16 protein-coding genes are annotated in these 25864 nt (G+C 69.9%); 2 read left to right on the top strand and 14 right to left on the bottom strand.

From position 1 onward, the window contains the following. Positions 1–211 precede the first annotated feature (211 nt). The 9 genes from E8A74_RS25050 to E8A74_RS25010 form a co-directional block, all read right to left on the bottom strand. A complete protein-coding gene (locus E8A74_RS25050) occupies positions 212–928 on the bottom strand; it encodes a hypothetical protein (RefSeq protein ID WP_136931584.1) in 717 nt (238 codons plus the stop codon). A gap of 45 nt (positions 929–973) precedes the next feature. Beyond that, on the bottom strand, positions 974–3301 hold the full coding sequence (locus tag E8A74_RS25045; protein ID WP_136931583.1) for an OPT family oligopeptide transporter: 2328 nt from the start codon (positions 3299–3301) through the stop codon (positions 974–976). A gap of 41 nt (positions 3302–3342) precedes the next feature. Next, complete coding sequence (locus tag E8A74_RS25040; RefSeq protein ID WP_232379733.1) at positions 3343–4248, bottom strand: NAD(P)/FAD-dependent oxidoreductase; 906 nt, start codon at positions 4246–4248, stop codon at positions 3343–3345. Between the two features lie 186 nt (positions 4249–4434). After that, on the bottom strand, positions 4435–5598 hold the full coding sequence (locus E8A74_RS25035) for an NlpC/P60 family protein (protein ID WP_136931581.1): 1164 nt from the start codon (positions 5596–5598) through the stop codon (positions 4435–4437). Positions 5599–5916: 318 nt separating this feature from the next. Further along, entirely contained in the window at positions 5917–7056 is a 1140-nt protein-coding gene (locus E8A74_RS25030; protein WP_170229351.1) for an NlpC/P60 family protein, read from the bottom strand. 336 nt (positions 7057–7392) lie between these two features. Beyond that, positions 7393–8430, bottom strand: a complete 1038-nt coding sequence (locus E8A74_RS25025; RefSeq protein ID WP_136931579.1) for a PA0069 family radical SAM protein — start codon at positions 8428–8430, stop codon at positions 7393–7395. 59 nt (positions 8431–8489) lie between these two features. Further along, on the bottom strand, positions 8490–9275 hold the full coding sequence (locus E8A74_RS25020; protein ID WP_136931578.1) for an alpha/beta fold hydrolase: 786 nt from the start codon (positions 9273–9275) through the stop codon (positions 8490–8492). Between the two features lie 79 nt (positions 9276–9354). Continuing rightward, the gene (locus E8A74_RS25015; protein ID WP_211365442.1) at positions 9355–10683 is read right to left on the bottom strand and encodes an NTP/NDP exchange transporter; all 1329 of its coding nucleotides are present in this window, start codon (positions 10681–10683) and stop codon (positions 9355–9357) included. Positions 10684–10744: 61 nt separating this feature from the next. Then, entirely contained in the window at positions 10745–11974 is a 1230-nt protein-coding gene (locus E8A74_RS25010) for a Mur ligase family protein (protein ID WP_136931576.1), read from the bottom strand. 71 nt (positions 11975–12045) lie between these two features. Between E8A74_RS25010 and E8A74_RS25005 the strand changes: the two genes are divergently transcribed. After that, positions 12046–13572, top strand: coding sequence for a DUF2330 domain-containing protein (locus E8A74_RS25005; protein ID WP_136931575.1), 1527 nt, complete (start codon positions 12046–12048; stop codon positions 13570–13572). 7 nt (positions 13573–13579) lie between these two features. Here E8A74_RS25005 and E8A74_RS25000 read toward each other — a convergent pair whose 3' ends face one another. Together E8A74_RS25000 and E8A74_RS24995 are read right to left on the bottom strand one after the other, a co-directional pair. Continuing rightward, positions 13580–14248 carry a hypothetical protein gene (locus E8A74_RS25000; RefSeq protein ID WP_136931574.1) on the bottom strand — a complete coding sequence of 223 codons (669 nt, stop codon included), beginning with the start codon at positions 14246–14248 and terminating at the stop codon, positions 13580–13582. A 58-nt stretch (positions 14249–14306) separates the two neighbouring features. Further along, the gene (locus E8A74_RS24995) at positions 14307–16103 is read right to left on the bottom strand and encodes a phospholipase D-like domain-containing protein (protein WP_136931573.1); all 1797 of its coding nucleotides are present in this window, start codon (positions 16101–16103) and stop codon (positions 14307–14309) included. 164 nt (positions 16104–16267) lie between these two features. Between E8A74_RS24995 and E8A74_RS24990 the strand changes: the two genes are divergently transcribed. Continuing rightward, positions 16268–17566 carry an EAL domain-containing protein gene (locus tag E8A74_RS24990; RefSeq protein ID WP_170229350.1) on the top strand — a complete coding sequence of 433 codons (1299 nt, stop codon included), beginning with the start codon at positions 16268–16270 and terminating at the stop codon, positions 17564–17566. A gap of 820 nt (positions 17567–18386) precedes the next feature. On the opposite strand, the gene E8A74_RS24980 is transcribed toward E8A74_RS24990, so the two are convergent. The 3 genes from E8A74_RS24980 to E8A74_RS24970 form a co-directional block, all read right to left on the bottom strand. Further along, on the bottom strand, positions 18387–18710 hold the full coding sequence (locus tag E8A74_RS24980; protein WP_136931570.1) for a four helix bundle protein: 324 nt from the start codon (positions 18708–18710) through the stop codon (positions 18387–18389). Between the two features lie 296 nt (positions 18711–19006). Next, complete coding sequence (locus E8A74_RS24975) at positions 19007–22822, bottom strand: UvrD-helicase domain-containing protein (RefSeq protein WP_136931569.1); 3816 nt, start codon at positions 22820–22822, stop codon at positions 19007–19009. Then, positions 22819–25863: a PD-(D/E)XK nuclease family protein gene (locus E8A74_RS24970; RefSeq protein WP_136931568.1), complete on the bottom strand. Its 3045-nt coding sequence runs from the start codon at positions 25861–25863 to the stop codon at positions 22819–22821. The genes E8A74_RS24975 and E8A74_RS24970 overlap by 4 nt, the downstream gene beginning before the upstream one ends. Position 25864: the final 1 nt, after the last annotated feature.

Below are 25864 nucleotides of genomic sequence, written 5' to 3'. Positions count from 1 at the left end.
AGTCTTCGGGAGGTCCCCCCGGCTCCGTCACCATCAGTCGCGGCCTGGAACGCCTAGCTCCCGCAGCAGAGATGCTGCGCGTCCTCAGGGAGAATGGGCTCGTAAGATGAGACCAGTGCTCAGGCCCCTGGCTGGTCCGGGTGCAGGGGCGGATAGCCCCTGCTGGGGCCTGGGGCAAAGCCCCAGCTCCGCGCCTCCCAAATGCACCCTCCTACTCGCGCGTGAACACCTCCGTGTGCTCGAGCCGGAGGTCACATCCGTTCGTGTACATGGGCGCCCGTGTATCGGCGAAGATCTGGCTGCGCCGCACGACGACACGTGTGCCTGGGCCCTCGCAGCGCACGCCGGAGCCGTGCGAATAGCGGCCGAGCTCGAGCCCATCGAGCACGACGCGCGCGCCGCCGCGCACGCTGAGCCCGCCCACGTCCTCTTCGGTGACCTGGGCGATCCCGCCCTCGCCGGCCGGGCCGTACACGGTGAACACCTCGCCGAGGCTCACGTGAAACGGCAAATAAAAGCCTGGCGCGACGCGGATCACCCTTTTGCCGTTGCCCAGCGCCGGAATGGCGTCCCGGATCTGGCAGAAGGGATCGTTCCTCACGCCTGTGGCGTTGTCGCATTCTTCGTAATGGGATACCACCTCGCGGCCCACATAAAGGACCTCCTTTTCGGGGATGCACCGGCCGCCCTGGTAAAGGTCGCACACGTTGCTCGCGCAGTGTGCGTGACGATTGCACGCTGCGCAGACTCCCTGGACGCAGCCGAGGCTGCCGGCGCAATCGGAGGCGTCCTCGCATCGTCGCGCGATCGCGGACACATCCTCGGCGAGGGATTCGGATTCTTCCGCGAGGAATTCGGGATCGGGGCCCGCGCAGGCGGGGAGAAGGGGAAAAACGAGGAGGTATTGCAGGTAGTTTCGAGGAGACATCGGGGGGGGCGGCTGGCAAGGTCCGCGCCGCGCCCCCTTTGCCCTTTAGCCCTCGGACTTGCCGACGGCCGACTTCCCCCGAACGGCGGCCCAGTAAAGCGCGCCTGCGATCGCGCCGAACGCGAGCACGCCCGAGAGGTTCGAGGCCGAAAAACGCGTGAACACGGTGGACAGGTCGAACTTGTGTTCCATCCCGACACCCGCGACGAGCGCCGCCACGAGGCCCGCGATCGCGCCGCCCGCGATGTAGCCCGAGCTGAGCAGCGTGCCTGGGCTGAACTCCTCATCGCTGCCTGCCTGCCCGCGCTTCCGGTCGACGAGCCACCGCACGAGGCCGCCGACGAAAATGGGCACGCTCGTCGAAATGGGCAGGTACACGCCGACTGCGAATGGCAGCGCTGCCACGCCGCAGAGCTCCATCACGATCGCCAGCATCACGCCGATGAGCACGAGGCTCCAGGGCAACTTGCGCGTGAGAATGCCGTCGATGATCAGCGCGAACAGGCTCGCCTTCGGGGCGTCGAGCTTCTTCACCTCGCGCAGCTCGTACACGAGCTTCCCGTCCTCGCCGAGGTACCGCCCCGCGTGCATCGCCCCGCCTTCGGCCACCTCGTAGACCGTGTACGATTTGCGATCCGGGCCGAGCATCGTGCCTTTGCTCGCCGCGTTCGCGGGCACGGCGGTGTCGCCTTCGAGCTTCTTCGGCTCGTGTGGCACGCGGCCGCCGATGCCCGGGTCGATCACGAACGCGACCTTCCCCGAGTCTTCGACCAGGTACTTTCCTTGCGGAATGGCCGCGCCCGAGTTCGGCTGGTAGGCGACGCGATAGTCCTTCCCGTCCGGGCCCTTCTCCACCTGCGCCGTGATCGACTCGACCGGAATGGGCACCTCGTACGTCTCGGCGGCCCGCGTCGTGTAGGACGCATTGAGGAAGAGCAGCGTGTATCCAATGACGAGCGCGCTCGTGACGACCCCGACGAGCAGGCCGATCTGCTGCCGCCGCGGCGTCGCGCCCACGAGATATCCCGTCTTCAAGTCCTGGCTCGTCGCCCCGCCGTTCGAGGCCGCGATGCATACGATCGCCGCCGTCGAGAGCGCCATTGCCCGGTGATCCACGCCCACCCAGCCCATCGCCAGGAAGAGCAGGCACGTGATGAGGAGCGTCGCCACTGTCATGCCCGAGATCGGGTTCGACGACGAGCCGATTTCGCCTGTGATCCGCGAGGAGACCGTCACGAAGATGAAGCCGAAGAGCATGATCAGGATCGCCGTGGGCAGCGAGATCCCGAGCGTGGGCGCGAGCCATATCGCGAGCAGGAGCGCGACGAGGCCATACACCACGAAATTGAACGGCAGGTCCTTCTCCGTGCGCGGCGTCGCCTTCTCGGCCTTGCCTGCGCGGAAGCTCTTGATGCCGCTCCGGAACGCCTTGACGATCGTGGGCAGCGCGCGGCCGAGGCTGATGAAGCCGCCCGTCGCCACCGCGCCCGCGCCGATGTAGAGCACGTACCGGCTGCGAATGTCGTTCGGCGACATGTCGCGGATGAGCGTCGTCGCCGGGAAAATCGGGCTGTCGATCTTGTCGCCGAAAAAAGCGATGAGCGGAATCAGGATGAGATACGCGAGCACGCCGCCCGCCATCGTGGTGCTCGCCGTCTTCGGGCCGATGATGTAACCGACGCCGAGCATCTCCGGCGTCAGCTCCCCTGCGATGCTCGCGCCCTTCCAGCTCGTGAACCGATAGGCGGGGTTCATGTTGAAGAGCTTCAGCGGGTCACCGAGGAGCTTGTAGAAAAAGCCGAGCCCGAAGCCTGCGAACACGGTCTTCGCGTTCGTGCCGCCCGTCTCGCCCACGATGAGCACGTCGGCGCAGGCCGTGCCCTCGGGGTATTTCAGTTTTCCGTGCTCCTCCACGATGAGCCCGTGCCGGAGCGGGATCATCATCAACACGCCGAGCAGGCCGCCGAGCACCGAGAGCAAAAGCACCCGGCCCGCCGCGAGGTCGTAGCCCATGAGCAAGAGCGAGGGCAGCGTGAATGCCACGCCCGCCGCGATCGACTCGCCCGCGGAGCCCGTCGTCTGGACGATGTTGTTCTCCAGGATCGTCGCGCGCCCGAAGAAGCGGAAGATCGTGATCGACATGACGGCGATCGGAATGGACGCCGAGACGGTCAAGCCGACCTTGAGCGCGAGGTATACCGAAGACGCGGCGAAGACGATGCCAAGCAGCGCGCCGAGCGCCACGGCGCGCACGGTGAGCTCGCGTGGGCTCTCGCGCGCGGGTACGTACGGCTCGTGGGGCGCATGCGAGGCCGAGGGCGCGGGGGCGGCGGCCTCGACTTCGGGGACCGGGGAGGGCGCGGACGCGGACATTGGCGCACCCTATCACAGAACCCGCGTTCCGATGTCTCGGCCTAACGCAAAGAAAGGTCCTCCTCCTGCAAGATGGCATTGATGCGGACGGCGGCGGCGGCCCCTTCGGCCTGCGCCACGCTGACGAGCTGGACGCGGGGCGAAGCGTCGCCGACGACGAAGACGCCCTCGGATTCCGTGCTCCCGTGGAACTCCGCCTCCGTCGTGCCGTCGCCGTTGATCTTGCAGCCGAGCTTCGTGGGCAGGTCCGAGCGCGGCACCTCGCCCGTCTTCAGGAAGATCGCCCGCCGCGGCACGACCTCGCCGTCGGAAAGCACGACCCGCGCGAGATCCTCGCCCTCGCCTTCGAGCCGCAGGATGGGCGCCTCCCGCAGGCCGATTCGATGATTTTCGAGCATACGCCTCTCGTCGTCGGTGAACGCGGACAGGCCGTGCGTGAAGACGAAGACGTCGTCGCTCCAGCGCAGGAGCGACAAGGCGGCGCGCGTCGCGCGGCGGGCGGGGCCGAGGACGCCCATCGGCTGGTCACGGCACTCCCAGCCGTCACAAATCGGGCAATGGTACACGCCGCGCCCATAATACGTGAGAATCCCCTCGATGGACGGGAGGACGTCGCGCATCCCCGTCGCGAGCACCACCTTGCGCGCCTCGACCCGGCCTCCATCCGCGAGGTCGGCCTCGAATCCATGGCCGCTCCGCCGGACGTCGCGGACCTCGACGTCGCGAATCGTGACGCCGTACCGCCGCGCCTCCTCGCGCCCCCGCCGCAAGAGCTCCGCCGGGGGCAAACCATCGTGCCCGAGCAGGCCGTGAATGCCTCGCGCGGGCGCATTGCGAGGGGTCCCGGCGTCGCAGACGAGCACGTTGCGGCGGCAGCGCCCAAGAATGAGCGCCGCCCCGAGCCCGGCCGGACCTCCGCCGACGATGAGCACGTCGAAACGTTCCACGCCTCGCCTCCCCTCGTTCAGCCGCCCCGAGGGGGAACGTGGCGCCGAGAGCGGCGCGCGGGAAGCCTAGCCAGGCGATCGGATGCAGGAATCAGGATCCGGGATCCTGGTACACCCTTGATCCAGGTGGATAAACGGAGACCCAGGTTTGCGTACGCGCCTGAGGCGTCGGAGCCTCAGGCCAGCTTACAGGCGACGGGCGCCGCGGAAGCGCTGCGGGTACGAGCCCGTCCCGTCCACGCCCGCGTTGAAGATCGACCAGCCGCCGGTGTTGCCCACGGTCGGGCCGTTCGCCTGCGAGCGGCTCGAAATGAAGCGGTAGTTCCCGCCGTTGTCGCGGCCCACGAACATGCCGACGTGGCTGATCGCGCCCGCATCCTTGCCGCAGAGCAGGGCCGTGGCGATCGTGTAGTTGCACTGCGAGTCGAAGAAGACGAGGTCTCCAGGCTCGATCGCAGCGAGCTCGGTCATCGTCGGCGCGCCCTGGAAGGGCGCAGCGCCCGCGGGCTGCGTGCGGAAGGGGACGACGATCCTGCCGGGGCCGGACCGGTACATGTCCTCGCTCGTGCGCGGCAGGTGCCCGGGGACCGACTTCAGGGAGAGGGGCAGGCTCGCGTCCGCGCCGTCATACGTGAAGTTCGCGCGGCTCCCCCACACGAGGCGCATGTAGCCCGAGCAGTCGAGCGCGCCTTCGAGGCCGAGGTCGGCCAGGATGCTCTTCGCGTCGATCGGGTCCCACGCGATGCCGAGGAAGTCGTGGAAATCGGCGCCGAGCGCGTACCGCGCGTCCTTCGAGCCGCCCTCCACGTAGTCGTACGAGATCGCGATCACGTCCTGCGTCCCGGCCTCGCAGTTCACGCCGCGGGCCGCATTCAGCCACGCCGAGAGCGTCTCCTCCGAGGTCTTCTCCGCGTCGAAGGGCTCGCTCAGCGTCCGCACCCACGTCGTCGTGGTGACCGAGCTCGCCGCCGTGCTCGCGCCGAGCGTGCGCGAAGGCCCCGCCATCCGCACGGAATACCCGCCGTGCGTGAACCACGCGACCGGCTCGCCGCCGATCGACGCGATCTTCGTCTCGCCCGACCTCGCGAACGAGAACGTCGCGACCTTCCCGCACGGCCCCGCGCTTTGCGCCTCGCCCCCGACCTCCACGACCGGCTCGTCGCCGGGCGGCGTCGTCGTCTCGTCCCCTCCCGTCTCCTCTCCTTCGTCGCCGCTCGTGATCTCGGTATCTTCGTCGCCGGCGTCGGCGTCGCCTCCACCTCCGAGGCAGCCGGTGAGGGTCGCGGCGATCGCGAGGCTGGGGAGGAGCGCGCCTGCAAAAGAGCGAAAGGCAGCCAAAATCGTGGCCATGGGGGGAACCTCCGAGGGTCGGGGTTGCGCGGCGCCGGGGATACCGGGCCTGCCGCCGGGGGAGGCGGCGTGGTTCGGCAACGATAAGCTGCAAGCGGTGTGCCGGCCGAATTTACGACGATCGGAACCGTCGCGAGGCCCGGAGCTAGGTGGGGCCTTCGGGGTCCCCTCCGGACCGCAGGGGGACCTGTGGCACGGGAGGCACAGTCGATATGAAAAAAAGTCCGGACCGCGCGCCCCCGTATCGCCATTGCAATTCTTATCGGGCGAGAAAAGTGCAATGCGAAGCGCGCCGCGCGCCGCGCCGACAGAGCGCCGTCAGAACCGTCGCGCGCCTCGGAACCGCTTCGGGTAGGTCCCGCTGACGCCGGTGGCGTTGTTGAAGACCGACCAGCCGCCCGTGTTTGCCACGGTGGGGCCGTTCGCCGTCGAGCGGGACGAGATGAAACGAGCGTTGTTCGCGGTGTCGCGACCGACGTAGATCCCGGTATGGCCGATCGAGGTCCAGTCGGTGCCGCAGGCGGGGGTCGACACGGAGTAATCGCAGCTCGAATCGAAAAATACGATATCACCAACCTCGATCGCCGCGAGCTCCGTGGCCGTGGGGGTCCCGTTGAAGGCCGTGGCGCCTGTCGGCTGGGTCCGGAACGGCACGATGATCTTGCCAGGTCCCGATTGATATTGATCCTTGCTCGACCGGGTGAGGGTGCCCGCGACGTACAGCGACATCGGGATCTTCGCCTCCACGCCGTTGTAGAGGAAGTTCGCGTGCTGGCCGAAGAGGAGCCGCAGGTACCCCGAACAATCGATCTTGCCGAGCTGCGTGGTGTCCGCGGCGATGATGTTCGCGTCGATCGGATCCCAGGCGAGGCCGAGGTAATCGTGGTAGTCCGCGCCGTTCGCGTACCCGGCGTCCTTCGACGCGCCCTCGATATACTGATAGGCGAGGCCGAGGATGTCCGACGTTCCCGTCACGCAATTGACAGCACGCGCTGCGTTGAGCCAGGCGCTGCGGGCCGTGGTCCCCATCGTGACCGGATCGAAGGGCGTGGCGAGGGTGCGAATCCACATCGTCGTCGTGACGGCCGGGACGCCGGTCACCCCGGCGGAGAGGGTCCGCGAGGGGCCGGTCATCCGGACCGTGTACGCGCCTTTCGTGAACCAGGCGACGGCCGTGCTGTTGATCGAAGCGGTCGTGACGTCCCCCGATGTCGTGTATTTGATCGTCGCCGCCACCGTACACGCCGCGCCCGCCTGGGGAGCCGAGCTGCCGCTGGCCTTTTTCCCTTTGGGATCCTCGGGCGCGTCTTCCGTCTCGATTTCTTTGACTTCGTCGTCGTCCTCGGGCGGGGCGCCGATCTGCGCGATATCGAGCGGCTCCTCCACGTCGAGGAGGCAGCCGGGGAGGCTCGCCGCGAGCGTCAAGCAAGGGAAAAAGATAGCGGAAACACGGAACATGGCCGGGCTCTTGGGCATGGACACACCTCACCTCCGGCACTGCGGAGACGTGCACGCCGGGTGGGGGAGCGGCGCCGGACGTCGTTGCACAGTGACCATCTCCAGCGTAACCCGACCGCTGGCGCGAACCTTCATTTTTGGCGCAGAATCGTACGAAGCCGTAAGTTTGGTGAGAAATGTCTCACTTCATGGGCGCATTCGAAACGCTCGGCGGATTCTCGTGGTCGCCGCTCGGCGCAGGATGGTATCCTGGAGGGTTCGCGTTTCGCCCATTTCGGGGGACGGAGCCGCCGCGGAAGGGAAAACGGCGCGCCGCGCCCCCGCGCCGTGGTACCGTTACCGGTTTTGGGATCCGTCGTCGAAGAGCGAGAGTTGCCTCTTCGGTCGCTGGAACGTGGTCGGCGCTTCGCGGGTGATCCGTTCCCGGTTCAGGCCGAGGCGCGCGCAATGGGCCTCGAACACCCGCTCGATCATGGCCCACCGGGGCCCGAGCCCCGAGAAGCGCGCCCCGAACGCGCTCTCGTTCATCTTGCCGCCGCGCATCTCCTGGATCGCATTGCGTACTTTCTGCGCCCGCAGCGGGTACGCCTCGGCGAGCCGCTCTTCGAAGACGGGCAGCACCTCGGCCGAGAGCCGAAGGGGCTGCATGAACGCCGCCTCCGCCCCCGCCTCCCGCGCGCGCTCGAGCAGCTCGGCGATGTCCGGATCGTTGAGCCCCGGAATGACAGGCGCAATGGCGATCCCGACCGGGACCCCCGCGTCGGCGAGGGCGCGCATCGCGCCGAAGCGCAAGCTCGTCTTGCTCGCCCAGGGCTCGATCTTGCGCCCGTCCTCGTCCCGGGCGAACGGAATGCTGAGAAACACATGCGCCCGCGCCCGCCGCGAGAGCTCCGCCAAGAGGCCCGCGTCCCGCGCCACGAGGCGGCTCTTCGTGATGATCGAGACCGGGTTCTGGAACGCGAGGCAAACGTCGAGACATTGACGCGTCAGCTCGTAGCTCGCTTCGAGCGGCTGATAACAATCCGTGTTGCCCGAGAGGACGATCCCGTCGCCGCGCCAGCTCGGCTTCTCGAAGGCCTCGCGGAGGAGGCGCGGCGCGTTCGTCTTCACCACGATCTTGCGATCGAAATCGGTGCCCGCGCCGAAGCCGAGGTACTGGTGGCTCGGGCGGGCATAACAATAAGCGCAGGCGTGGATGCAGCCGCGGTAGGGGTTCAGGCTGAAGCGGAAGGGCAGATCCGGGCTCTCGTTCTCGGAGAGGATCGAGCGGGCCTGCTCCTCGAAGACCTGGAGCGTCGCGTTCGGCGGCTCGTCGAGCCACTCCACCTCGGTCTTCGCCCAGGGGTTCGGCGGGTTCTGCACGGGGCGCACCATGCCGCGCATCCTAGCGCGAAGGCGCCAGCGTGTCTGCTCGGATGTTCAGTCAACCCAGCTCACGCGTACGCGCGGAGGAACGCGAGGAGCGGCGGGTTCACCTGATCGGCGTGGGTGAGGTTCGACGCGTGCGCCGCGCCCTTCACCGGGACGAAGTTCTTGCAGCCCGAGAGTTTGTCCGCGAGCAGGCGACCGCGCTCGATCGAAATCGCGAGGTCCGCGTCGCCGTGGAAGACAATCGCGGGCTGCTTGATCTCGCCGAGGCGATCGGTGATGTCGTCGCGCTCGATCAGGGCGAGCGTGGGGGCCACGAGGTCTTCGACCGGGACCTTTCGCCACATCGAGACCCAGGGCTCCCAGTGCTCGGGCGCGCCGAGGATGAGGCCGGCGATCGGGTGGACGATCGCATCGACCGGCCCCTGCTGCCGCCAGGCCTCCAGCAGGCCGCGGTGCGCGGCGAGCGTCTCGGCGTTGTCCACGCCGCCCTGCGAGTTGATGAGGACGAGGGCCTTCACGCGATCGGGCCACTTCAAGGCGGCGCGGAGCGTGAGGAAACCGCCCTGGGACATGCCGCCGATGACGGCGCGCTCGATGCCGAGGTGATCGAGGAGCCGAATGCAGTCCTCGACCGAATCCCAGTACGAGAAGCGCTTCCCGTCGCTCTGCGTGCGGCCGAAGCCGCGGGCGTCGAAGCGGATCACGCGGAACGCAGGCGCGAGGACCGCGACCTGCGGATCGAACATCGTGTGATCCATCAAGAAGCCGTGCGCGAGCACGACGGGCGGCCCTTCGCCGCCGGAGTCCTCGTAGAAAATCTTCTGGCCATTCAGATCGACGTGGGGCATGCGAGAAAGGAAACCGAAAGGGGCCTTGCGGTCAAGGTCCCCTTTCGGAGAGGAGGAGCGGGGACAAGGGAGACGCGATTCACGTCACGGCCGCCGGCGCGTCCGGCTTGCGTGCCTCCGCCCCCTCCTCCGCCAGGACCTTTTCGCGGCGGGCCAGGAAAAGGGCCACGCCGAGCCATAGGCCCGCGAGCGGGACCGCGATGAGCGAGACGCCCGAGGACGACAAACCCAGGGCGAGCAAGCCCGCGTGCGCCCACGCGCTCACGGCGTCGCCGCCGCGAAAGACCACGGTATCGATGAAGCTCTTCGCCTTGTATTTCGCTTCGCGGGGCAGGACGGTATAAAGCACCTCGCGCGCCGGGCGCTCGATCGCATATTGCGCCGCGCGGCGGAGGCCCTCGACCACGGCCACGACCGCGAGCGAGGGATAGACGGCGAGCGCCGAGAAGCCGAGGCCGGAGAGGACGGGGAGCACGGCGAGCGCCGCGGCGAGGCCGAGCCGCGTCATGAGCCGGCCCGTGAGGAAAAGCGAGAGCGCGGCGGAGACGACGTTCACGGCCGTGTCGTTCCAGGCGAAGAGGGCCGTGTGCGCCGCCGAATCCTGCGCTGCGCGGCGGACGAGATCCGTCTTCTGGAGATAAAGGAAGGTGTTCATCGTCGTCAGGAGCAAGATCGCGAGCGCGATGCCCGCGAGGTACGGCGACCCGACGATGAGCCGGATGCCCGCGAAGAGCGAACCACCAACGGGTTTGTCCGACGAGGCGCGCGCCGCCGGTGCGTCACGGGCGCCCGCGTAATGCTCGGCGCGCCGCGCGCAGAGGACACACGCTTCGAGCGTCACGGCCGCGAGGACGAGCAACCAGAAGAGGTGCGTTTGCCCGAGCCGCTTGCTCACGGCCGCCGTGACGAGCGGGCCCACGATCGCGCCCGCGCTGCCGCCCGCGGCGATGACGCCGAAGAGGCGCTTGCCCTGCTCGCTCGTGAAGACGTCGACGAGGAAGCTCCAGAGGACGGACACGACGAACAGGTTGTAGACGCTGGTCCAGACGAAAAAGACGCGGCCGAGGAGGGGGCGCGGCACGCCGAGGGACGCGAGCACGAAAAAGAGGAGGAGGTTTGCCGCAAAGAATCGGTGAACGACGGGGACGAGGCGGCGGCGCGAGAGGCGCGTGACGAGGGCGCCATAAAGCGGGACGGCGCAGAGCATCACCCCGAACGTCGCGGAGAAGAGCCACGGCAAGGCCTTCTCGCCGCCCGCGATGCCCATGGCGTCGCGGAGCGGGCGAATGAGGTAATACCCGAAGAGGAGCAGGAAGAAGTAGACGAACGACCACACGACGGCGCCGATCTCCTCGGGGCGCACGGCGACGACGCGCTGGACGAAGCGCAAGACGAACCCTCGCAGCATCGCGCGCATCATGCCCGAACGGCGCGCGATAGGTACGGGGAACGCCGGTTCTTTTTTTGCTTCACGCCTCCGCGAGCGCCGCGGCCGCGACCTCCGCGTCGACGAGCCGGCGTTTTCCCGAGGCGAAGACCTGCTCGGTCTCGGGGCCACGGCCCGCGATCACGACCACGTCGGACGGGCCCGCCTCCGCGATCGCCCCGCGGATCGCCTCGGCGCGGTCGAGGACGACACGGACGCCGGGGTGATCGCCGAGCCCGGCCCGGATCTCCTCGGCGATTGCCGCGGGATCCTCGCTTCGGGGGTTGTCGCTCGTGAGCACGATGCGATCGGCCCGCCGCGCGGCCTCGCCCATCGAGGCGCGTTTGCCGCGGTCCCGATCCCCGCCGGCGCCAAAGACCACGAACACCCGGCCCGCCACGAGGCCACGCGCCGTCGTGAGCGTACGGGCGAGCGCGTCGGGGGAATGCGCATCATCGACGACGGCGCGTGGTCCCGCGCCGAGGACCTGGAATCGGCCGGGCGGCGCAGGCACCTGGGCGATCGCGTCCGCCGCCTCTGCCGGGGGGACCCCCGCCTCGATCGCGGCCGCGAGCGCGGCGAGCGCATTCTCCAGGAACGGCTCGCCGATCGCGCGAATGCGTATTTCCTGCGGCATACCTCGGCCACGCGCCGTGGAAACGAGCCGGGCGTGTGTTCCCTCCCAGCCCACGGAGATCTCTTCGGCCACGAGATCGGGCCGGAGGACCGGCTTTCCCGGTGCACGTGAGGGGAGGCCGTACGTGACGGTGCGCGCGCCTCTCGCGACGACCTCGGCGAGCAGCTCCGAAGCGGGATCCCAGGCATTGAGGATCGCCGCGCCGCCCGCGGGCAGGTGCACGAAGAGCTGTGCTTTGCTCGCGAGGTAATGCTCGGGCGAGCCGTGCGCGTCGAGGTGATCCCGCGTCAGGTTCGTGAAGACCGCGAGGGAAATAGGCCACGCCTTCGCAAACCCAAGCGCGAGGGCCTCGCTCGTGGCCTCGACGGCGGCATGACGCGCGCCCTGTTCGAAGCCGCGGCGCATGGCGTCGAGGAAGATGTCGTGCGTCGTCGGAAACGGGAGCGGCTCGTCGTCGAGGAAGGCGCCGAGCGTGGTGACGCGGAGGACGGGCCGGGCGAGGCGGGCGAGCGCGGCCGCGAGGAAGGTCGTCGTCGTCGTCTTGCCGTTCGTGCCGGTCACGCCCACGGTGGTGATGCGGCGTGACCAGCGGGGCGGCGGCGGAAACATCACGCCGAGCGTAGCAGGCGAAAGCACGATCGAGGGGCGCGACTTGTTCTACGATGGCACCCGCGCCGCCATTCTGCCCGGCGTGATGGGAGACCTTCATGAAGACATCCTTGCTTGCGACCCTCCTCATCGGCGCGCCGCTCGCCGCGTTCCTCGCGCCGAACGACGCCCACGCGTGTGGCGGCTGCGTCGTGCCGCCCATGGTGAACACGATCGTGAACGCGCACCGGATGGCGCTCTCCGTCTCGCCCAAGCAGACGGTGTTATGGGACCAGATTCGGTACAACGGCGACCCCGAGAACTGGGGCTGGCTCTTGCCCGTGAAGCCCGGCGCGGTCGTCGAGGTCTCCACGGACGCCTGGTTCGAGACGCTCGACGCGGCGACGTCGACCACGGTGTTCGCGCCGCCGATCAGTTGCAACAATGGCCCCGATTTCGATTGCGGGTGCGTGCAGGCCGATGCCGCGGGGAGCGGGGGCGAGCTCGGGCCGGGCGGCGGGGGCGTGACCGTGGTGCACCGCGGCACGGTGGGGCCGTACCAGACCGTCACGCTGAGCACGGAGACGCCGGGCGTGCTCGACGATTGGCTGACGAGCGCGGGCTACGTGATCCCCGCGGAGACGGCGCCGGTCATCGACGCGTACGTCGCGGAGGGGTTCGATTTCATCGCGCTCCAGCTCCTGCCGGAGAAAGGCGTGAACGAGATGAAGCCGGTCCGCGTGGTGCAACCCGGCATCAGCCCGACGTTGCCGCTGCGCATGGTGGCCGTGGGGACAGGCGCGAACGTGGACATCACGTTGTTCCTGATCACCGAGGGGCGCTGGGGCGCGAAGAATTTCGAGAATGCGCTCGTCCCGGAGAGCCTCGTGTCGTGGGATTTCGCGACGAACGCCTCGAACTACGCGGCGCTGCGGGAGACGACGCTCGCGGCGAACGGCGGGGCCACGTGGATCACGACGTTCGCCAAGCCGCGAGCGCTGCTCGCGCCGATCCTGGGCGCGGTGCGGGGGAATGCGCAGATCGTCCTTTCGGCCGACGAATTCGGGTTCCCCACCCGCACGGCCAGTACGATCGCGGAGGGGTACATCGGCCAGGGCATGCTGAACGGGGAGACGACCGACCAGACGTGCGTCATGAATTTCAACACGTTCTCGGGTGATACCCGGATGGTCGTGGATCCGTGTCCGGCGGGCAAACCGTCGGACGATCCGTCCTGCGGGGTGGTCGGCGCGGGGGAGATCGACGCGCGGGTCTTCGAATGCGGCGAGAGCGACGAGCTCGTCGATTCGACGATGGACGACGTCGCGACTGCGCTGAATGGCCTGCACCCGGCGGACGTTTGGCTGACGCGGCTCGAAGCGAAGCTGCCGCGCGAGGCGCTCGCGAAGGACCTCGAGATCGAGCCGTCGGAGCTCCAGACCGAGGTGGAGCACGAGATCCGGGCGCGCTCGTCGAAGAACGTGGACACGATCTGCCCGTCCGGCGTGGTCGTGCTGCCGGGCAGCGGATCTGGATCCAACAAGGATCGCGGGACGTTCGTCGTCGTCCTCTCGACGCTCGGCGCGGGCCTGCTCTCCCTCGCGCGGCGGCGCCTGCGCGGCGCCCGTTCCCCCCTGCCCGCCTGACGCCGCGTTACTCCACCGAATACATGCAATAATCGATCGAGCAGCCCTCGGTCACGCAGGCGATCATGTTCTGGCGGTTTTTGCTGGTCACGGCCGAGAGCAACGCCTGGCAATCCTTCGTCGAGAGCCGCCCGCCGCAAGCCTTGACGGCGGGCGCGCACGCCGATTGCGTGGACGGCTCGATGCACGACGCCTTGCGCACGGCCGACATCCCACACTGGTTCGCGGCGTCGAAGCTGCAGATCGATTGCTTGCCGCTCTTCGCGAGCAGGCAATCGACCGCCTTCTCGGCCACGCTCGGCTTGAGCCCATGCGCGAGCTTGCCGCACATGTCGCGGGTGTCCGTGAAGCTCTCGCATTGAGGCCCCGGCGCGCGCAGGGTGCTGCACCCCTTGGGCGCGACGCCGTCGTCGTCACACGTGACGAGGTCCTCCAATCCTGTGACCCCCGTGCCGTCGAGCGTCGCGACGATGGCGCTCGGCTCGTCCGCGCCTGTCCCGCCCGGGGAGCCGGCGACCCCGCGGGGCACGGCGGACGCAGGTTTCTCCTCCTCGGGCAACGTGACGACCGGGGCCGCGACGACGGGATCCCCGGCCCCTGGCTGCGCGGCGCCGCCGCACGCGCCGGAGGCCATGGTCGCGGTGAGGAGAAGAAACCGGGAGCGGTCGATCTGCATGGCAGCGCGAGAACATCGGAGCGGCGCGCGGCCGTCAAGGGGGGAGGCGCGGGAGCGGTCAGAAGACGCTGCGGTCGAAAATCTGGGAACGGCGAGGGCGCGGGGCGAACGGGACGAGGTACGGGTGCGGCTCGCCTTCGGGCGGGCCCTTGGCATTCCGCGCGGCGTGCTCGCGGAAGATCTCGACGTCGCGCTCGATGTCCTTTCCAAGGCGCGGATCGCCGCCGAGGTAATCGCGGAAGAGGCCGAGGCGGAGCGTCGCGGCGAAGGCCGGATCGACGATGGCCACGTTGCACTCGCCCTCGTATTCGAAGCCGCGGTCGTTCACGTTGCAGCTCCCCACCATGACGAAGACGTCGTCGACGAGGAGGAGTTTTCCGTGATGGTCGATCTCCTGCACGCGGCGTTTGCCCCGGCCGTCGCGGCCCGCGCAGCGGAGCCCGTAGAGCTCGAAATCGGGGAGCGCCTCGCGGATCCGCTCGAAGCAGGCGTGGCTCCACGCGCCGCTGAAGGGGTGGTTCGCCTGCGCCTCGCTCGTGAGGACGAGGACCGCGAGGCGCGGGTTTTTCCAGGCCGCCTCGGCGATCGCTTCGCTCACGTAGGTGGATCGGAAGTATTGATCCTCGATGTAAAGGAGCCGGCGGGCCGCGGCGATGGCGCGCAGGTAGGCGTCGAGGATGCCGCGCTCGGCGTATGGCGCGGGCATGGTGCGGACGACCTGCACGGCGGAGCGTCCGGGCGCCTCGGGGAGCGCGGCGGGATCGGGCGGCGGGACGAACGTGGAGCGCTCGGCGTGCGGCGCGCCGCGTTCGACGAGGCGATTCCATCGCTCCCGGAAGTTCTCTTCGAGGTGGGCGACGCTTGGCCCCTCGATCCGCGCGACGAAATCGTGGCGCGGCGGGTGGTCCGCGACGCAGAGCCCTTCCTTGACGCGGGCGCGGTGCGCGCTCGGCCGCGTGAAGCGGCACCGGCTGGGCTCGAAGAGGCGGTGGTGGCGGGTGTCCCAATCGTTCTGGCGCATGTTCATGCCGCCGCAAAACCCGATGCGGCCGTCGACGACCACGGTCTTCTGGTGAAACGAGCCGATCTGCACCTCGCCGAGGAGGCGGTTTCCGAACGGATACCGCGCGCCGAAGAGCGGTCGCTCCGTGGGGTTTTTCTCGGTGAGGACCTCGAAACCATCCCCCGCGGTGAGCGCGACGCGGCGCGCCTCGCCGGGAAGGGGCAACATGGGCGGGTCCCAGAGGAGGAGCTGCACGAGGACGGACGCGCGGGCCCGGGATTCGAGGATGCGCTGGATGGTATAGGCCTCGCGCTCCGCCGGCTCCGCGAGCGGGTCGGGGCGCAGGAGCTCGAGCTCGGGCTCGTAGACCCACGTGGTGACGCGAATCGAGCGGCGCGCCGCGAGGAGCGCCTCGGCCACCGCGCGCCAGCCGTCTTCCCCGTCGACGAGCACGTCCACGCGATTGCCGAGCGTCGGCGGATATCCGAGGTGGGAAAACCATACGTAATCGAGGACGACGTGGGCAATGCTGCGACCCGGCGCGCACTCGACGCGCTCGACGCGGGAGCGCACGCCTTCGAGGCCGCTCATCGCGGCGAGCACGTTGCCGCATTTCCCGGGTGTCAGGAAAAGCGTGGTGCGGAGCGAGCGCAGCTCGAACGGCGAGGCTCCGGGCTCCACGATGAGCTCGTAATCGCCGCGGCGCGGCAAGACGACGCGGAACCGCCCCGGCGTGACCTCCTGCCCCACCACGGCCCCGCGCGGACCGAGCAGACGCACGGATGCCCCCTGGACAGGCGCGCTGTGAGGCGTCGTGACCAGGACTTCGAGCTCGGCCCGTTCCCTCGGCATACGCCCTCCCCTAAGGAAGGCCCTAGTACCAGGCGGGCAGACTCGAAAGCGTGCGTACGCGAGCGAAACCACGAATGGCTGCGTACGTACGTTCGCAAGAAACGGGAATGCTACCGTCCCGAAAAAAACCGGTAGTATGTGGAGACCGGAGGATCGACCTACCGATGAAGGCAGGGGAGCACCGCGCAGAAGCGCCGTCGATGACGAGGGACGAGTCCCTCGGGACGATCCCCCCAGGCTCGGGCGACGTGGCGACGGCCCCCGCCTGGCTCGACGAGCTGCTCGTCAGTGAACACCTGCACGTGGCTTTCCAGCCGATCGTGGATCTCGGCACGGGCGAGGTGATGGGGCGCGAAGTGCTCGGGCGCCTCGGCCCGGGCGCGTCGGAGGCCCACGCGCGTGGTGTGTCGGGGCCGCAGGCGCTCCTCGAGATGGCGCACTCGCATGGAAGGCTCGTGGCCGTGGATCGGCGCTTTCGCGAGATCGGGATCGAGACGCTCGCGCGTGTGGGATCCGAGGGCGTGTTTTTCCTGAACGTCGATCCGCGGGTGATCGACGATCCGGCGTTCAGCGCGGGTTTCACGCGGCGGCTCCTGGAGGAGCATGGGGTCGCGCCGACGCGCATCGTCCTGGAGCTGACGGAGTCGGGGGCGGTGCTCGACAGCGATCGGCTCGAGCGGATCGTGCGGCACTACGCGAGCCAAGGGTTTCGGATCGCGCTCGACGACGTGGGCGCGGGGTATGCGTCGCTGACGGCGCTCGTGCGCGTGCGGCCGCATTTCCTGAAGCTCGACAAGGCGATCGTGCGGCACCTCGCGGGGGATCCGCTGCGCGCGCACCTCGTGCGTTCCCTCGCGGATTTCGGGCGGCGCGCGGGGATCCAGGTGATCGCCGAGGGCATCGAGGACGAGCACGATCTGCAAGCGCTGCTCGCGTGCGGCGTGGAGCTTGGTCAGGGGTATCTGCTCGCGCGGCCTGCGCCGGAGCTCGGGCCGCTCCCGACGCCCGTGAAGGATCTCGTGCGGCGCGCGGCGAAGCAGGTGGAGCGGGATGGGCAGTCGAGCCCGCCGCCGCGCACGATCGCCGCGCTTCGTGGCTCGCATGCGTCGGTGTTGCCGGGGACGCCCGCGGGGGAGGTCGCGGGGTTGCTCCGGCGATCGACGGCGTTTACCGCGCTGCCCGTGGTGGACTGTGAGGGGCACGTGCTCGGGTTGGCGACGCGGGAGCGGCTGCTCGACGAGCTCGCGCACATGCGTCGTGGTGGCAGCCCGATCGTGGCGCTGATGGATCCGCATCCGTTGCGCGTGGACGAGGCGACGTCGCTGCCGGTCGCGTTGCGGCTGGCGACGTCGCGGGACGAGTCGCGCGTGTACGATCCGGTGATCGTGGAGCATCAGGGGCGGTACCTCGGCATCGTCACGGTGCAGGTGCTGATGCGGGCGATCGCGGACGGGGAGTTTTAGTCTCCCCTCGCAGGGGGGCGTCGCAGCGCACCCGATCCTGCGTGCACGCGTTGCAAACGCGGATCACCGCGTACCCGACCCCGCGTGCACGCGTTGCAAACGGGTCTTCGAACGTGCGTGTGCCGTCTGCACGCGTTGCAAACGGGTCTTCGAACGTGCGTGGTGCCGTCTGCACGCGTTGCAAACGGGTCTACGAACGTGCGTGTGCCGTCTGCACGCGTTGCAAACGGGTCTACGAACGTTCGTTCTGCCGTCTGCACGTGTTGCACACGGGTCCTCGAACGTAGGGTGTGACGTTTGCACGCGTTGCAGACACCTTTCGGAGCGCGCCGAGCGCCGTTTTCACGCGCCCCGTGAGCCCTTTCCCCGTCGCCCGTGTGGAATCCACCCCGAGGTCTTGCCACCGGCCCGTGCGCGCATGCGGGAGACGGCATGGCGTGACCGCTCGGGGCATAACGCGAGCTTCATCTCGCAGGGGATGTCAAGCCTTTCCTCGGTAGCTGAACACACATCATGCACGCTGGTGGGCCCGATCGCCATCCCTTCGCCTGGGGTGGCCATGACTTTGCGCCGTGTGCTTGCATCCCGTCGGTATGGCTCCTCGGGTGCGGCGCGGCGGGCGTGCTCGCGGTGGGGTGGGCCGCTGCCGCTGCCGCTGCCGCTTCCGCTTCCGCTTCCGCTTCCGCTTCCGCTTCCGCTTCCGCTTCCGCGACCGTTGCCGTTGCCGTTGCCGTTGCCGTTGCCGTTGCCGTTGCCGTTGCCGTTGCCGTTGCCGTTGGAAGGCGTGCCGCCCTGGCGGGGGGACGGCACGCCTCGGGTATTACCGACGTGTGAGGCGATGCAGGGTGGCTACGATACGGTCAAGCGTGTCGAGCAGGTTCTCGTCCGCTTTTTCGATGTAACCGAGCGCTTCTGCTACTTCCAGGCACGCGCGGACCTCTGCCGCCGAACCCATTGCCGTATACCATCGGGCTCGTTCGTTCCTTCCCTGCGAATACGCGCCCTCGTTCAGGTTCAGTGCAATACTCGTCGCCGCCCGCCGTAGCTGATCGCCGAGATTCGGATCCTTCGTTCCGACGCGTTCGATCACCGGCCGCAATGTCCTGAGCATCTCGATCGCCACGTCATAAATTCTGAGCGCCATTGTTTCCTCCGTATCCCCGACCGGGGACCCCGGACCCCGGCCCGCGCGCGGAGGAAGGCGAAAGGCTGCGAGGCGAAGCCTCGCACCGCGCGCAACCGCCCGGAGCCGCGCGCAGCGCGAAGCGCGAGCACGGCGAGGACGGTGAGCACGGCTCGGCCTTTCGCCTTCCGAGCACGCGGGCACAATCGACCTCCCCGGACGAAAACAAAGAACAACCGTCCCGAAAGCACCGGAAGCGGAAGCGGTCGCGGAAGCGGTCGCGGAAGCGGAAGCGGAAGCGGAAGCGGCAGCGGCAGCTACAACGTACTCTCGGGCCCGTAACAGGCCCCCACGAAGCCGCAATGCAGCTTGCGGCATCGATCCAGCGGGACGGCATCAAAACGATCGGCCCAGCGTGCCTCGGCGAAGCGCTCGCCGAGGGTCCTCAGCTCGTTCGAGAAGCGGTCATGCTCTGCGTTCGTGATGGTCCCGTCCTCCCCGTCCGACGCGAGAAAGATCGGCTCCGGCGAGGAACCTGCGAGAAACACGACCCCCGCGCGAATGCGCCGCTCCGGCTCGCGGCGATGCATGCTCAGCGCATACGCGTGGAGCTGGAACGCATACACCGAGAGGTCCGAGCGCGGACGCGAGAGCTTGTAGTCGATGACGTCAACGGTGCCATCGGGGCGAAAAACGACAAAATCGACGGCACCACGAAGACCGAGCGCACGCGCAGAGCCATCCGGCGCAGCGGAAAGGCCAATCGTGAGGACAAACGGCTCCTCGCGCAGCATGCGCAGGCCCTGATCGCGGATCCCCCGGGTGTAAGGGCCGTCGAGGAACGCTGCAATCCCCTCGGCAATGCGTGCGGCCTCGGGCATCTCGGGGCGGAGGCCCGCGAGCGCGAGACGACGGCGGACGTCGGCGACGTCGACGGAGCGGCCAAAGGCCTCGCGCGGCCAGCGTTCGAGGACGCCGTGGGCCGCGAGGCCACGGATACGCGGGTCGAGGTCAGCCTCCGTGTCGACCTCCACAACTTCGGCCGCAGGATCCCCAGGCAGCTCCACGTACCCGGTGCTGATCGGCTCATCGAAGCCCATGAGCTGGCGCAACCGGAAGCGGCGCGCGCAGCCCTGGAAAAGCGAGAGCGGGGTCGTGGCGATCGAGATCGTGCGCGTCGGCGGGCGCTCGGGCCAGGGCGGCGCGGGGCCTGTCGGGGAGACGGCGCCGTGGCGCGCCTCGCGGGGCTGCGCGTGGGGATCGGCAAGGAGGGCCGAGGCTTGCTCGCGGCGCGTGATTGCGTCCTTGATCGTGGCCTTCGTGAGGCCGTCTTTCAGGGACTCGAACGCGGAGCCGCCCTTCGCGCGCTTGCGGGATCCTTCCGGCGGATCGGGGACGCCAATCATGACGAGCGCGCGCTTGGGCCGCGTCATCGCGACGTACGTGAGCCGCTGCCGCTCGGCGAGCTCACGCGCGCGGGCAAGCTCGTCCGCTTTCGCCTGCGCTTCGGTGCGGAGCGCGTCGAGCACGGGCCGCTCGCCTCGTTCGAGCCGCGCGAGCATCACGTCGGAGAGCGGATCCGGGCGCGAGGCGTGGTGCCGCAGGATGAGCGTGGGCTTGGGGCCGCCGAGGGAGGCGATCTGGAGGCCCGAGGGCCGCGGCGCGACGCCTGCGTCGAGGTCGAGGACGATCACCACGGGGAAGTCGAGGCCCTTGCTCGCGTGGATCGTCATGAGGCGGACGGCGTCTTCCTCCTCGGCGAACGTGGTGTCGTCGCGCTCGTCGGAGTCGTCCCGCATGCGGCGGTCGAGCCAGCGGACGAAGCCGGGGAGCGAGCCGCCGCGGCGCCGCGCCACGCCGAGGAGGCGATCGACGTGGCCGATGCGCATCTCGGGGCGAGGCATGGAGGCGAAGACACGGTCGAGGTCGAAGGCCGCGACGGCTGCGCGGATCGCCTCGCCCGGGTGCAGGCGCAGGGCCGCGCGGCGTAGCTCGGTGAAGCGGCGGACGAAGTCTTCGAGGCGCGTACGATCCGCGGGGCCGAGCTTTTCCCACGCGGGCAAGGCCGGGAGCAGGCGCGGCGCGTCCGATCGTTCGAGGGGCAACGACAACCCGGTTTTCGGCGCGCCGAGCCACGCGAGCGCGGCGTCGGACAAACCGACCGCTGGGCCGCGCAGGACCGTGGCGAGCGCGAGGCGGTCGCGCCGATCGACGAGGAGGCGAAGGACCGCGGCGACGTCGCGGACCTCGGAGGTGTCGAAGAGGGCGCGGCCCGCGACGATGTGCGGGATGTCGATGCGGGCGAGCGCGAGCTCGAGGAGCGGGAGTGTCTTGCGGCGGCGCGCGAGGATGGCGATGTCGCGGAAGGCGCCCTCGCCGCTGCGAACGTACCGCGCGGTGAAGGCCGCGGCGACGAAGGCTTCGCGCATGGATCGCGTGGCGCCGCGGACGACGGGCTCGGCGTCGGGCGGGGAGGCGCCGTCGTCGTCGACGAGCACGACCTCGCCCGTGCCTGCGGCTTCCGCGACGGGGACGAGGCGATCGGCGGGGCCGTAGACGACCTCGAAGTCACGCGGGTGCGCGTCGCCCGGGGTGTGGAAGTCGTGGGCGGAGAAGGCGTTGACGAAGTCGAGGATCTTGCCGCCGCTGCGTCGGCTCTCGCGGAGGGCGACGAGGTCGGCGCGGGCTTCGTCGGCGCAGATCTCGGGCGCGAGGGCGAGGGCCTCGCGGGCAAGCGGGCCGCAGAGCTCGCCCGTGATGCGCGAGAAGACGGCGACGTCGGCGCCGCGGAAGCCGTAGATGGATTGCTTGCGGTCGCCGACGAGGAAGAGGCCGTGGGCGACGAGGTTTTCCGCGATGGGGGCGCGGCCGGGTGGGCGGTCGCTGTCCTCGCGCTCGCGGAGGAGGTAGACGATGTCGCGTTGCGCGCGGCTCGTGTCCTGGAACTCGTCGACGAGGAGCGCGTCGATGGAAGCGCGGACCTGCGCGGCGATCTCGGGGCGATCGCGGAGGCCGTCGCGGGCCATGCGGAGCATGTCGCCGAAGCTCAGGAGGCCTTCCTTGCGGCGGAGCGCGCCGAGGCGGGTGCGCGCGTCTTCGAGCAGGGCGACGATGCCACGTTCGCGCACGGCGAGCGCGGGGGCCTCGCGGAGGAGGGCGAGCAGGCCCGCGGCGCGGTCGGGGTTGCTGTCGCCGGGCAGCTCCTCGCGGAAGGCAGCGAACTCCTTGTCGGCGTCGCTCGTCTTGCCGCGCATGGCGACGGCGAAGAGCTCACGGAGTGGTTCTTCGGCCACGGCCGGGACGAGCTCGCCGGGGCTCGCCTGCGCGAGGGCGCGCGCGAGGACCTGCGCGGCGTCCTTGGTGCGTTGTCCGCCCGCGATGCAGGTGGCGACGATGGAGTCGAGCGAGGCGCGGAGGGAGCGGGCGCCGCCTTCGTGTTCGGCGAGCAGGAGCTCCGAGGGCAAGAGGCCTTCTTCGTCGAGGCGGTCGCAGAGGCTCGCGACCTGCTTGCGCGCGCCCCACACGCCGTTCGCGGCGGCGACGAGCGCGCGCGCGGCTTCGGCGCGGTCGCCGCCGGCCGAGAGCGCGGCCGAGAGCGCTTCGTCCACCGCGAGATCCGCGAGCGCCTGCGCCTCGTCTTCCTCGACCACGCGCGCCTGCGGATCCACGCCGAGCGCGAGCGCATGCGTCCGGACGATCTGCTGCGCGAGGCCGTGGAGCGTGTCGATACGCGCGCCCGCGGCGCGTCCGAGCGCGTCCGCCGCGCGGCGCTTGATCTCGGGGATGGACGGGGGATCGGCGAGGATCGCGCGCCGCGCCGCGATGAGCCCGGCGAGCTTGGGCTCGGGTCCTGCCTCGTCCCACGCGGCGATCTCGGAGAGCGCCGCTTGCACGCGGGTCGCGATCTCTTGCGCCGCGGCGCGCGAAAAGGTCGTCGCGACGATCCGCTCGGGCGGGATCGGCGCGGCGGGCTCGTCGCCCTCGGCGTGGCCCATCGAGGTGAGGCCGAGCGTGAGCAGCACGTAGAGCGCCGTGAGCCGGTACGTCTTGCCGGTGCCCGCGCTCGCGGCGACGACGATGTTGCGGCGGAAGGCGTAGAGGAGCGCGTCCTCGGGCGGAAGCGTGAGGCTCATCCGCCGCCCTCCTCGTCCGCCTCGCCCGGCACCACGGCCGGCCTGCGGCAGACGTCCCGCGCGTCACACCGATCGCAGAGATCGCCCTTCACGGGCCGCGGCTCGATCCGCCCGTCCCAGAGCGAGAGCACCACCTTGCGGGCCGTGCGCTCGGCGTCGAGGCGCTTGTCCGCGATGGCCTTTCGATCCGTGTCCTTGGCGGGCTTCGCGCTGATCTCGCCGCGCTTGTCCACCCCCAGGTAAAGCGCCTGCACCTCCTCGGCGCCCGTCGCCCGCGCCACGGCCGCGGCGTAGAGCGGCAGTTGCAGGTGCAAGGTTCCCTGCTCGCTCTTGCTCGGGATCTGCCCCGTCTTGTAGTCGACGACGCGCGCCGCGCTCTTGCCGCCGTCGCCTCGATCCACGCGGTCGATCTTGCCCTCGACGAAGACCGACGCCCCCGGCGCCGCGTCCCCCTCCCCTTCCCCCGGCATCGGCGCGATCGGGAGCGCGTCCCAAGGCGCCGCGACCGACGGGCCGAAGGGCTGCTCGGCGAGCGCAAAGGAATACCCTTGCTCTTCAAGGCCATGCGCGACGAAGCCAAGCGCGACGTCGACGGCCGCGATCAAGAGCTCACGCCGGAGCGGCGCCGCCTCCTTGTCCGCGCCGACCTCGCGCATCGCCGCATCACGCGCAGCTTCGAGCGCCTTTCTGCGGTTCGCGCGCCCGCCCGCCTCCCACGCCGCCCGGAACGCCGCCGCCGTGGCCGCGTGGACCTGCGTGCCCCGCTCGCGTGGATCCGCCGCTTCGAGCGCGTCCTCCTGGCGACGCGTACGCCACACGCGCCGAGCAAACCCCGCGAACGCGCAGCCCGCGGCCTTCTCGATGTGCGTGACCGCGATCGGGCGCCCGGGTGCGTCCCCGCCCACGCACGCGCGGAGGTGCGCGGCGAGCTCGGGATCGGCCACGTCGATCCGGCCCGTGAAGGGCCCCGCGTCCGCACGCGGATCCAGGAAGTACGCAAGACGCGCCCGCTCGATGGAGACACGATCCGCGATGAGCGGCGCCGGGAGCGAGCCCGCCGAGAGCGCGACGAGCTCCGCGCCGCGGGGATCGATCCGCGAGGCCGCCCGCGACACACGCGAGGAGGGCTCGACGCGCTCGGTGATCTTCGATCGAAGCGCGCGCGTGACGGTCGGGTGCGGTGCCGCCTCGTCGTCGGTGGTGCTGTACGAGAGCACGACGCGCCGCGCCCCGCCCATGGCCCACGCGAGTTCGGCGCGGCGGATCCGATCCCGCTCGCGCGCCGTGGGCGGCCGGGCCGAAGCCGGCAGCGTGGACCAGAGCCGCTCGTCGATGAGCCCGCCGTCCGACTCCGGCCCATACCCGCCGGGCCCGAGCCCCGTCACGAGGAGGACGTCGTACGGGATGCCACAAAGCTCGGAGGGCCGGGCAATACGGACGGCGCTGGCCCGGCTGCCGCCGCCGTCGGATCGACCTTGCGTCGCGCTCGCCCGACGCACCTCGGCATAAAGCTCCTCGACGCGGGCCGGCGTCGCTTCGAGGCCGAGCATGGCCGCCGCTTCGACGACGGCGCGTGTCGCGTCGCGAATGGCCCGCACCGCGGCTTGCCCCTCGCCAATGGCCCGGAGCGCGAGGGATCGGCCGCGGAGCGCCTCGACCCGGAGCGCCGCGCCGAGCTCGCCGATCGAGGGCCGGCCGAGATCGAGTTTGTCGCATAACGCGCCAAACCTCACCGCAATCTCGGCCCGGGTGGTTCCCTTCGCGAGGAGCGCGACGCTCTCCAGCATTCGCGTGAGCGCATCCGGCATCCAGGCCTCGTCTGTATCGCCCGCAGCTTCGATGACGGCGCGGAGATTCTCGACGAGCAGCGTGCCGGTCCGATCGACCTCGACGGGGACGTCGCGGAGCCTGTGCGCGAGCAATGCGGCCTTCGCCTCGGCGTCGCGCTCGGCGCGCTCGGAGACCCAGATGCCGGAATGGAGGCCGGGCGCGCGGAGGATATCGATGACACGTTCCCGGGTGACGGGCCCGGACGCGAGCGCAAAGAGGCCCAGCGCGGCGCGGCCCTCGGGCGAAGCGTCGGCCGAGGGGCCCCGGGGCTCGTGAAAAGGAATACGCGCATCGGAGAGGGCGGCGCGGAGCGGATCGAGGGTGCCGTCGTCGAGGGCGGGGACGACGATCGCAATGGATTCGGGCGGGACGCCGCTGCCGAGCGCGCTCAAGACCTCGGCCGCGACGGCGCGCGCTTCGCCCTCGGGGCCCGCGGCGCGCAAGACGAGGGAGGCGGCGCCGTCGCGGAGCGGGCTCCAATCGAGGGAAGGGCCAAACGCGAGCTCGGACCAGCGTTTTTCGAGGACGGTGGCGACAGAGCCGACGGCCTCTTCGTCGAGGTCCGTCGGTTCGAACAGGGATTCGCCCGAGAAAAGCGGCATGTCGACGACGAGGCCACGGCCGCCGGCCTCGCGCGCGCGGGCGTGCAAGGCTTCGAGCCAGGAGAGGTCGTCGGCCTCGAAGGAGACGAGGCCGGAGACGGTGACGTCGTACGCCGACATTTCCTGGAGGAGGGCGTCACAAGGGCCCCGTCGGAGGGCACGAGACAGGACGAACCCGGCGCTGCGCGGGTCGACGAGGCTTTTGCTCGCGAGGATTTCGTCGGCCCGGCGCATGACCTCGGCGAGGAGCGCGGCCTGGGGGCCCTCGGCCTGGAAGAGGTGGTCAGGCCGAACGCCCGCGCGCCGGAGGCGGCCGAGGGCAGAGTCGACGACATCGGCAAACGCGACGCGCTCGGCGGGTGCGTCGGGGAGATCCACGCCGGCGACGGGGCCGGCTTCGAGGGCGACGCGGGAGACGAGGCGGGTGACGGCGTTCGAGGCGAGGCCACAATCCGGCTCGACCATGGCGAGGGCGCCCTGCACGAAGGCGCGCAAGGTCCTGGCGCCACGAGCAGCTTGGCCCGGCGCAGCAAGAGCGAGCTCGACGTGGCGATCGGTGGGCGCGAGAAACAGGCGCGCCTTTTTGGCAGGGGGGGGATCGGGGGGCAAG

The sequence above is a fragment of the Polyangium fumosum genome (assembly GCF_005144585.1).
GTDB lineage: Bacteria > Myxococcota_A > Polyangia > Polyangiales > Polyangiaceae > Polyangium > Polyangium fumosum.
Note: the sequence above shows the minus strand (reverse complement) of the source record. Positions and strands in the feature narration are given on the sequence as shown.

What these genes read in the sequence shown, in the direction of transcription:
- E8A74_RS25050 (WP_136931584.1), bottom strand. Translation starts at nt 928, where the DNA reads ATGTCTCCTCGAAACTACCTGCAATACCTCCTCGTTTTTCCCCTTCTC.
- E8A74_RS25045 (WP_136931583.1), bottom strand. Translation starts at nt 3,301, where the DNA reads ATGTCCGCGTCCGCGCCCTCCCCGGTCCCCGAAGTCGAGGCCGCCGCC.
- E8A74_RS25035 (WP_136931581.1), bottom strand. Translation starts at nt 5,598, where the DNA reads ATGGCCACGATTTTGGCTGCCTTTCGCTCTTTTGCAGGCGCGCTCCTC.
- E8A74_RS25030 (WP_170229351.1), bottom strand. Translation starts at nt 7,056, where the DNA reads ATGTTCCGTGTTTCCGCTATCTTTTTCCCTTGCTTGACGCTCGCGGCG.
- E8A74_RS25025 (WP_136931579.1), bottom strand. Translation starts at nt 8,430, where the DNA reads ATGGTGCGCCCCGTGCAGAACCCGCCGAACCCCTGGGCGAAGACCGAG.
- E8A74_RS25020 (WP_136931578.1), bottom strand. Translation starts at nt 9,275, where the DNA reads ATGCCCCACGTCGATCTGAATGGCCAGAAGATTTTCTACGAGGACTCC.
- E8A74_RS25015 (WP_211365442.1), bottom strand. Translation starts at nt 10,683, where the DNA reads ATGCTGCGAGGGTTCGTCTTGCGCTTCGTCCAGCGCGTCGTCGCCGTG.
- E8A74_RS25005 (WP_136931575.1), top strand. Translation starts at nt 12,046, where the DNA reads ATGAAGACATCCTTGCTTGCGACCCTCCTCATCGGCGCGCCGCTCGCC.
- E8A74_RS25000 (WP_136931574.1), bottom strand. Translation starts at nt 14,248, where the DNA reads ATGCAGATCGACCGCTCCCGGTTTCTTCTCCTCACCGCGACCATGGCC.
- E8A74_RS24995 (WP_136931573.1), bottom strand. Translation starts at nt 16,103, where the DNA reads ATGCCGAGGGAACGGGCCGAGCTCGAAGTCCTGGTCACGACGCCTCAC.
- E8A74_RS24990 (WP_170229350.1), top strand. Translation starts at nt 16,268, where the DNA reads ATGAAGGCAGGGGAGCACCGCGCAGAAGCGCCGTCGATGACGAGGGAC.
- E8A74_RS24980 (WP_136931570.1), bottom strand. Translation starts at nt 18,710, where the DNA reads ATGGCGCTCAGAATTTATGACGTGGCGATCGAGATGCTCAGGACATTG.
- E8A74_RS24975 (WP_136931569.1), bottom strand. Translation starts at nt 22,822, where the DNA reads ATGAGCCTCACGCTTCCGCCCGAGGACGCGCTCCTCTACGCCTTCCGC.